The following is an 8766-nucleotide window of genomic DNA, read 5'->3' on the forward strand; positions in this document are numbered from 1 at the left end:
CCGTGTTGCCGGACTTGTCCCGAAATGAAGCAGCCCCTGACCTGTTATCCCAGGTCAGGGGCCGATTTCCTGTACGCCATGTAGGACTTGAACCTACAACCCGCTGATTAAGAGTCAGCTGCTCTACCAATTGAGCTAATGGCGCACGTCCCGCGAGCTGCTTGCGCGCTCGGCGACGAGAAGAACACTAGCAGCGGGCTCGGATCGGCCCCAAATCGAGGCTGTGCTGGGGCAACGGCGTGGTCAGCGGAGCTCGAGAACGGCCTGGGCGGCGTTGTGGCCGCCGAGGCCGGAGACGGCGCCGCCGCGTACGGCGCCCGAGCCGCACATGAGGACGGTGCCGAGGTCGGTGGCGACGCCCCAGCGGGTGGCGGGGGTGGTCAGGGCGGCGTCGTCGGGGGCCCAGGGCCAGGCGAGGTCGCCGTGGAAGATGTGGCCGCCGGGCATGGCCAGGTCGGCCTCGATCTCCTGGGGGATCTTGGCCTCGATGCACGGCTCGCCATTCTCAGTCCGCGCGACGACGGAGGCGATCGGGTCGAGGAGGTGGCGGTCCAGGGAGGCGATGGCGCGCTCGACCGCCTGGGCCTTGCGCTCTTCGCGCGTGGCCGGGTCCTCGAAGAGGGTGGCCGGGGCGTGCAGGCCGAAGTAGGTGAGGGTCTGCGTGCCGGCAGGGACGTCACCGAGGATGGAGGGGTCGGTCAGCGAGTGGCAGTAGACCTCGCCGGGCATCTCGGTCGGCACCGAGCCGGCAGCGGCCTCGGCGTACGCCTTCTCGAGCTCCGAGTAGGACTCGCCGAGGTGGAGGGTGCCGGCGAAGGCGACCTTCGGGTCCTCGCCGGAGCGCAGCCGGGGGAGGCGCTCGAGGAGCATGTTGATCTTGAGCTGGGCGCCCACCGGCTTGGTCGTGGGAGAGGGAGTTCGGCCAAGGAGTCCGTCGAGGACGTACGGAGCCAGGCCGGAGAGCACGAAGTCGGCTGCCACCGTGTGAGGGCCGGAGGCGTCGGTCCAGGTGACCTCCGCGCCCTCGCCGACCGCACCGCCGCGGATCGAGTTGACGGTCGCGCCGGTGAGGACCTCCGCCCCACCGTCGTACGCCGCCTTGGTGATCGCCCCGGTGACCGCGCCCATGCCGCCGACCGGGACCCGCCACTCGCCGGTCCCGTTGCCGATCAGGTGGTAAAGGAAGCAGCGGTTCTGGATCAGGCTGGGCTCGCCGAGCCCAGCGAAGGTGCCGATGAGTGCGTCGGTGGCGACCACGCCGCGGACCAGGTCGTCGCTGAACCGGCGCTCGATCGCCTCCCCGAGAGGACGCTCGACGAGGTCGCGCCAGATCGGCGCGCCCACCTGAGATCTGATCGCGTCTCCCGTGGGCAGCGGCGAGGTCAGGGTGGGCGCGACGACCTGGGCGAGGTCGCCGACCTCGTCGTAGAACGACTGCCACGCGGCGTACTCCTCCTCCGACCCGGTCACCGCGCGGAAGCTCGCGGCGGTCGCTTCGCCCTCGGGCGTCTCCACGAGCAGGCCGGTGGCCCGCGAGCCGTCGAGGAAGGGGGAGTACGACGCGGTCTGCCGTGACGCGAACTCGATGTCGAGGCCGAGATCCTGATGGATCTGCTCGGGGAGCAGCGAGACCAGGTACGAGTAGCGCGAGAGCCGGGTCGGGAAGCCCTCGAACGCCTGCGCCGAGATCGCCGCGCCACCGACGTGGTCGAGCCGCTCCAGCACCAGGACCGAGAGGCCCGCGCGGCTCAGGTAGGCCGCGGCGGTGAGGCCGTTGTGTCCGCCGCCGGCTACTACTACGTCGTACTTCTCGTGGGCCATGGCCCCGATCCTAGGAGGCGGACAAGGCGGCGTTGGCGCGTTCGGTGAGGGTCGTCAGGATCCGGCCGGTCGCGGCGAGATCCTCGGGCGGGAGATCGGCGAAGAGCGCCTTGGTCAGTGGTGCCGAGCGTTCCGTGACCTGCTGCTGGACGCGGACTCCCGCTGCGGTCAGTGTGAGGCCGTCGGCGATCAGGCCTCGTTCGATCGCGGCCTCGAGGTGTGACTCGATCTCGGCCGTGGAGACCTTGATGTTGTCGGCGGTCGTCGCGACGAGATCGGCGCGGGCCACATCACCCTGGCGCAGGTAGTTGAGCAGGAGCGCCTGCTCGAAGGTCAGGTCGAAGTCGTCGAGCACGCCGAGGAGGTTCTTGCGGATGGCGAAGTAGGCAAGGCCCAGGTTGGCGCCGGTGACGGGGGGAGTGGTCATGGTCGGTCTCCAGGTGTGGGGTCGGTGTCGATGGGTGCGGCGAGCATCGCTTCGAGCGCTGCTTGCGCCTCGGCGGCGCGACGGCTGTTACGGCCGCCGAGCGGCGCGGTGAGCTGGTCGAGCAGCCCGCTGGTCACCGTGATGGCCTCGCGGGTGACCTCGGTGCCCTCGGCGGTGATGGCGAGGCGTACGGCCCGGGTGTCCTTGGTGTCGCGGACGCGCTCGACCCAGCCCTTCGTCTCGAGCTGGCGGGCGAGCTTGGAGACGTACATCGGCTCGAGTCCGGTGAGGTCGGCCAGCTGCTTCTGGGTCGGGGCCTCCGAGGTACGGAGACCGTGGAGGGAGGCGATGAGGGAGTACTGAGCGTGGGTGAGGCCAAGGGGTGCGAGCGCCCTGTCCATCGACACCCGCAGACGCATGGCCAGGCGCCACGTGACGTACCCGATCGTGTGCTTGCTCATAGTCGAAACCATACATGTTGATCATATACATGTATATCGATTATCCCTGTCGGTGGTGCCTGGCAGGATCAGCCTCATGGCTGAGCGTCCTGAGGTGCCCCGAGCGATGGTGGCGCGGTTGAGGGAGATCCTCGCCGCGTTCCCGAAGTGCATCGAGGAGGACGCCTGGGTGGGAGTGCGTTGGCAGGTCGGCAAGGCGACGGTCGCGCACGTCTTCGGCGGTGAGGACCAGCTCTTCCGGATCATGTTCCGTGGCGAGCCCGACGAGGTGGTGGCCTTCGAGCACCTGGGCCATCCCTACTTCAAGGCCGGCTGGGGCGGCAACGTCGTCGGGATGATCCTCGACGACGAGACCGACTGGGACGAGGTCGCCGAGCTCCTCACCGACTCCTACTGCATCCAGGCCCCGGCTAAGCTGGCTGATCTCGTCGAGCGTCCGACCGTCGGGTCGGAGTAGGCCCGCTCGACGGAAGAGTTGAACCGAGATTAGGACCTTGGGCTCTGGGCCGGTCGCTCGCGCTCCGGCATGTTGCCATGGTAAGTCAGGGGGAACAATTTCCTATCCGTGGCAACAAATTTCATAAGGAGTGCGTGTGCGACGCTTGGCCATGCTGATCCTCGGGGGAGCCGTCGCGGCGGCCGGGGTCGGCTGCGGTTCGGACAGTTCCATCGACTACGGGTTCTACAGCAACAATCACGGCGAGAACCCCGCGATGGAGAAGAAGGTGATCACCGTCGACAGCACCGAAAGGATCGAGCAGAACCAGCAGCTCGGGCTGACGGCCGAGGGAACCATCAAGGGCAAGGCACCGGGAATCCTGCTGCGGGTGATCGTGCAGGACGTCTTCGAGACATCGTTCACCGACGGCACCAAGCCGCCGGCAGGAATGCGCGTGATGGCCGTCGAGGTCCAGATCGCCAATGATGGGCCGCGAGTCTTCGACGACTCGCCGGCCGCGGGCACGATGGTCATCGATGCCGCGGGCAAGAAGTACAAGAGCCTGCCCGGCACGGCGTCGGTGGACGGCGGCGAGGTGTTCCCGAAGCCGTTCGGGCTGCAGCCGCAGGATCAGCGAACGGCCCTGGTGCCGTTCGTCGTCCCCGAAGGGGTGAACATCAGAGAGGTCGAGTTCCAGGTCGACAAGGGCGGCGAGACCGGCCGGTGGCGGGTCCCGTAGGCCAGAAACCCTGAATCTGGGTCGAGTACCAACCTCCAGGCAACCTTCTGGCGGCATTACGCGTCACCATCTGTGCGGTGATGAGACGATGAGAACGTCTCGGGCGTAATGCTGCGCATTCAACAGGAGGTTTGGTGCGGGTCCGGGTCCTTGGTGCCGTCGAGCTGATCGATGCCGACGGCACGGCGCAGAGGCTGTCGCGCACGCGGCGTACGCTGCTTGCGCTTCTGGCCGCCGCGCGTGGAGCCCCGGTCTCCTCCGACCTGTTGGTCGATGAGCTTTGGAGAGGTTCGCCCCCGGCGACGGGGGTGAACCTGCTCCACCAGCGCGTCCGCGACCTGCGTCGGGCGCTCGGCGAGGACCGTCGCCAGCTGCAGCGCCGGGCGAACGGCTACGCGCTGGTCGGAGCGGACATCGATCAGGCCCGTTTCGAGGATCTGGTCGGGCAGGGCCGTGTCTCCGCAGAATCCGGGGACGACGAGCGGGCCAGCATGCTCTTCGATACTGCCCTGGGGCTCTGGGCCGGGGGTGCGTACGGAGCGGTCGGTGAGTCGCCGATGATCGCGACCGAGGCCGCCCGGCTCGAGGAGCTGCGCCTGGTCGCCGTCGAGTCCCGCGCCGCCGCCGACCTGGCGCTCGGCCGGCAGGCCGCGGTCGTGGGTGACCTGGGTCCGTTCGTCCAGGCCAATCCGCTCCGGGAGCGCCTGTGGCTGCTGCTGATGACGGCGCTGTGGCAGTCGGGCCGCACGGCCGAGGCCCTGGCCGCCTACCAGCGGCTCTTCCGGGTCCTCCGCGACGAGCTCGGGGTCGAGCCGTCCAAGGACGTACGCGACCTGCAGCTGCGGATCCTCGACGGAGGCGATCCCGAGCCCGGGCCGGCACGGACCCACGAGGAAGTCGTGCCGCGGCAGCTGCCGCCGGTCGTAGCGACCTTCGCCGGGCGCGAGGACCATCTGACTGCGCTGGACCAGCTGGTCGCGGAGCGGATCGACGGGAGCGGACGCGCCGTGGTGATCTCTGCGATCGCGGGAACGGCGGGGATCGGCAAGACCACGCTGGCGCTGTACTGGGCGCACCGGGCCGCTCCGCGCTTCCCGGACGGACAGGTGTTCGTGAACCTGCGCGGCTTCGACCCGCACGCCGCGCTGGACCCCGTGGACGCGCTCGGGGTGGTGCTCGAGGCGTTCGGGGTGGAGCGGTCCCGCCAGCCCCAGGACATCGACGGCCGCGCCGGGCTCCTGCGCAGCAGGCTCGCCGGCAAGCGCGTGCTGCTGGTGCTCGACAACGCCCGTGACAGCGAGCAGGTCCGCTCGCTCCTCCCCGGTAGCCCGGGGTGTATGACCCTGGTGACCAGCCGAAACAGGCTCTCCGGACTGGTCGCCGAGGCCGGCGCGCGTCCGATGGAGCTGGGCCTGCTCGATCACGACGAGGCCTATGACCTGCTGTCCGGGAGGCTCGGCAAGGAGCGGCTCCTGGCCGAGCCGGAGGCCGTGGACCTGATCATCTCGCTGTGCGCCTCGCTGCCGCTGGCGCTGTCCGTCGTGGCCGCGCGGGCGGCGACTCGCCCGGCCTACGCCCTCGACGACCTGGCCGACGAGCTCGGCGAGTCCCGTCTGGACGGGTTCGGCGGCGGTCGCGGTGACCTCCGGGCGACCTTCTCGTGGTCGGTCCGGCACCTGTCCGACCCGGCTGCCCGGCTGTTCCGGCTGATCGGCCTGCATCCCGGGCCGTCGCTGACCGTCCTGGCCGCCGCCAGCCTGGCCGGGATCCCCCGGGCGCGGGCTCGGCGCCTGCTCGACGAGCTCACCGAGGCCAACCTGGTGATCGAGGTCGCCCCCGGCCGGTTCGTGCTGCACGACCTGCTTCGGGAGTACGCCGCCGACCTCGCCGCGGGCGAGCCGGGCTCGCTGCGTGAGGAGGCCGAGCTGCGGATGATCGACCACTACGTGTTCAGCGCTCGGTCCGTGCACAGCGCCTATGACCCTCATCAGGATCATCTCGTCGCCGCCGAGCCGATGCATGCCGGGGTCACGATCGAGGGCGTCGACGACAGCGGCGAGGCGCTGGCGTGGATCACCACGCAGCTGCCCGTGCTGGCGCGCGTGATCGACGGCGCCGTCGCCCGGGGCATCGCCTCCGACCGGATCGTCCTGCTCATCGGTGCCCTCGAGCGCCTGCTCGACCTCCAGGGGCGCTGGATCGAGCTCGCCTCGCTGGCCGAGGCCGCGCTCCCGGGTGTGCGCCACCGGGTCTCGCAGGGCGGTGACCCGGCCGGACTCGGCGTCGTGCACCGGGCAGCGGGCGCGGCCTGCGGGCGCCTGGGGCGCGTCGATGACGCCCTCGACCACCTCGGCCGGGCCCTCGATCTGGCGACGGAGTCCGCCGACCTGGCGGCAGAGGGCAAGACCCTGCACCGGCTGGCCACCGTGGCCACGGCTTCCGGTGATCATGCCGGCGCTGCGGCGTACGCGGCTCGGGCGGCGGAGGTCTTCGCTCGCGCCGGCGATCCGATCCGCGCGGCCTGGACGACCGGCCGGCTGGGTCTCTATGCAGCCCTCGACGGCGCGTACGAGGCCGGGCTCCGCCACTGCGAGACCGCTCTCGCGGAGCTGCGCCGGGTCGCACCGGGCTATCGCAGCGAGGGCAACGTCATCGCCACGATCGGTTGGATCCACCAGCGGCTCGGCGCGGTCGACGAGGCGGCCGGGCACTTCGAGGAGGCGGTCACCAAGCTGCGTGCCGCCGGCGACCTGCCTGGCCTCGCCGACGCTCTCGGCCACCTGGCCGAGGCCCGTGCCGCGCTGGGCAAGCATGAGGATGCCCGCTGCGCGAGGGAAGAGAGCTTCTCGATCCTCGCGCAGCTGGGCTGAGCGGCTCGCCTAGACGGTGGGCAGCTTGTAGTCGGCGTACTCCTCGCGCAACGTCTTCTTGGAGAACTTGCCGACCGAGGTCTTGGGCACCTCATCGATGAAGACCACGTCGTCCGGCACCTGCCACTTGCCGAGGTTCTCGGCGAGGTAGCCGAGCAGCTCCTCCTTGGTGATGGACTCGCCGTCCTTGACCACCGCGAACGCCAGCGGCCGCTCACCCCACTTGGGGTGCGGCACCGCGACGACCGCGGCCTCGGCGACGCTCGGGTGACCCATGATCAGGTTCTCGATCGCGACGGTCGAGATCCACTCGCCGCCCGACTTCACCAGGTCCTTGGTGCGGTCGACGATGCGTACGTAGCCGAGCGGGTCGATCGCGGCGATGTCACCGGTGCGCAGCCAGCCGTCAGGGGAGAAGGAGCTCGGCGCGTCGACCTTGTAGTAGCCCGACGCGATCCACGGGCCACGGCACTCGAGCTCGCCGGTCGTCTCGCCGTCCCAGGGGAGCTCGTCGGTGGTCCCGGGCTCCACGATGCGGAGCTCGACGCCGACGGCCGGGATGCCTGGCGACGTACGGTAGTCCGCCTTCTCCTCCTCGGACAGGTCGGCGATCTCGGCCCGCTCGTTGAAGACGCTGCCGAGCGGCGACATCTCGGTCATGCCCCACGCCTGGGTGATCGGCAGGCCGATCGCCTCGCGCCAGGCCTCCGAGAGCGACTTCGGCACCGCGGACCCGCCGCAGACGACCACGCGTAGCGCGGACAGGTCGGCATCCTTCAGGAGCGGGACCATGCCCATCCAGATCGTGGGTACGCCGGCGGCGACCGTCACCTTCTCGGCCTCGAGGAGCTTGATGATCCCGGCGGGCGAGAGGTCGGGCCCGGGCAGGATCAGGTTGGCGCCGGCCAGCAGCGAGGAGTGGGCGAAGCCCCAGCCGTTGGCGTGGAAGAACGGTACGACCGGCAGCACGCGGTCACGGTCGTTGGTGCCGAAGAGGCTGCCGGCCAGGGAGGCCAGGGCGTGCAGGTACTGGGAGCGGTGGGAGTAGACGACACCCTTCGGGTTGCCGGTGGTGCCGGAGGTGTAGCAGATCCCGGCGGCGGCGCGCTCGTCGGTGACCCGGCCCTCGATCACCGCCTCGTCGGTGTCGGCCATCAGCTCCTCGTAGGAGACGACCCGTGGGTCGTCGGGGAACGGCGTCGGCGCGCCGTCGTCCATCACGATCACGTGCTTGAGCGTGGTCAGCTGGGGGAGGAGCGGGGCCAGCAGCCCGAGCAGCGACCGATCCACGAAGACCGCCTCGTCCTCGGCGTGGTTGAACGTGTAGACGAGCTGCTCGGGGAAGTAGCGGATGTTGCCGGTGTGCAGCACCCGGCCGGTGCACGGGACGGAGTAGTAGAGCGCCAGGTGGCGCAGGGTGTTCCACGCGAAGCTCGCCACCCGGCCGCCTTCGGAGACGCCCAGTCGGTCGAGCACTCCGGCCTGCTTGCGTACCTCCACGGCGAGGTCCTTGAACGTGTTGCGCTCCAAGCCTGTGGCGGTCTTGGTGACGATCTCCCGCGTCGGGAAGACGCGCTCGGCGCGCCGGATGATCGTTTCGATGGTCAGCGGTGCGTCCTGGATCAGTCCTTGCATGTTGCACATCGTGACCCAACGTGGCGCGGGTCACAACGAGTTCGGCTCAACTTCTTGTTCGGTGGGCTGGTTCCCCGCTGGTCGAGCTTGTCGAGACCTCTCCGCCCCGCTGGTCGAGCCGCCGGAGCCGCTAGGCGGAGGCGTGTCGAGACCAACACGGTTCTTGTCGGGGAAACCTCGCTAAGCGACTGTTTCTTCGTTTCAGGGTTCGCCGCCGACCCTTCCTCGAGTGTTTCTCGATCCGGCACCGCGACGCTCCTATGTCCTGTCAAGGGTTTGTGGGTGCTCGAGTTGGCGGTAGAGCTCGCGGGTGATGTAGCGCTTGAGGCAGCGGCGGATCTCGCGGGGTGTTTTGCCTTCTGTGGTGCGGCGGG

General features: G+C 69.7%; 7 protein-coding genes and 1 tRNA gene. 3 read left to right on the plus strand and 5 right to left on the minus strand.

What is annotated here, in order from left to right; genetic code table 11:
• Positions 1-72 precede the first annotated feature (72 nt).
• From H5T77_RS24895 to H5T77_RS24910, 4 genes are all read right to left on the minus strand, one after another.
• A tRNA-Lys gene (locus tag H5T77_RS24895) sits at positions 73-145 on the minus strand.
• A 98-nt stretch (positions 146-243) separates the two neighbouring features.
• On the minus strand, positions 244-1821 hold the full coding sequence (locus tag H5T77_RS24900) for a phytoene desaturase family protein (protein WP_292653299.1): 1578 nt from the start codon (positions 1819-1821) through the stop codon (positions 244-246).
• Between the two features lie 10 nt (positions 1822-1831).
• Entirely contained in the window at positions 1832-2248 is a 417-nt protein-coding gene (locus tag H5T77_RS24905) for a hypothetical protein (RefSeq protein ID WP_292653300.1), read from the minus strand.
• The gene (locus tag H5T77_RS24910) at positions 2245-2709 is read right to left on the minus strand and encodes a MarR family winged helix-turn-helix transcriptional regulator (RefSeq protein ID WP_292653301.1); all 465 of its coding nucleotides are present in this window, start codon (positions 2707-2709) and stop codon (positions 2245-2247) included. The genes H5T77_RS24905 and H5T77_RS24910 overlap by 4 nt, the downstream gene beginning before the upstream one ends.
• 76 nt (positions 2710-2785) lie before the next feature.
• Between H5T77_RS24910 and H5T77_RS24915 the strand changes: the two genes are divergently transcribed.
• The 3 genes from H5T77_RS24915 to H5T77_RS24925 all read left to right on the plus strand — a co-directional run bounded on the left by H5T77_RS24915 (position 2786) and on the right by H5T77_RS24925 (position 6757).
• Positions 2786-3166, plus strand: coding sequence for an MmcQ/YjbR family DNA-binding protein (locus tag H5T77_RS24915; protein ID WP_292653302.1), 381 nt, complete (start codon positions 2786-2788; stop codon positions 3164-3166).
• Positions 3167-3302: 136 nt separating this feature from the next.
• The gene (locus H5T77_RS24920; RefSeq protein WP_292653303.1) at positions 3303-3887 is read left to right on the plus strand and encodes a hypothetical protein; all 585 of its coding nucleotides are present in this window, start codon (positions 3303-3305) and stop codon (positions 3885-3887) included.
• Positions 3888-4021: 134 nt separating this feature from the next.
• Positions 4022-6757 carry an AfsR/SARP family transcriptional regulator gene (locus tag H5T77_RS24925; protein WP_292653304.1) on the plus strand — a complete coding sequence of 912 codons (2736 nt, stop codon included), beginning with the start codon at positions 4022-4024 and terminating at the stop codon, positions 6755-6757.
• A 9-nt stretch (positions 6758-6766) separates the two neighbouring features.
• Here the strand turns inward: H5T77_RS24925 and H5T77_RS24930 are convergent, their stop codons facing one another.
• Entirely contained in the window at positions 6767-8392 is a 1626-nt protein-coding gene (locus tag H5T77_RS24930; RefSeq protein WP_292653305.1) for a long-chain fatty acid--CoA ligase, read from the minus strand.
• Positions 8393-8766: the final 374 nt, after the last annotated feature.

It is taken from the genome of Nocardioides sp. (genome assembly GCF_014360585.1).
Classification (GTDB): domain Bacteria; phylum Actinomycetota; class Actinomycetes; order Propionibacteriales; family Nocardioidaceae; genus Nocardioides.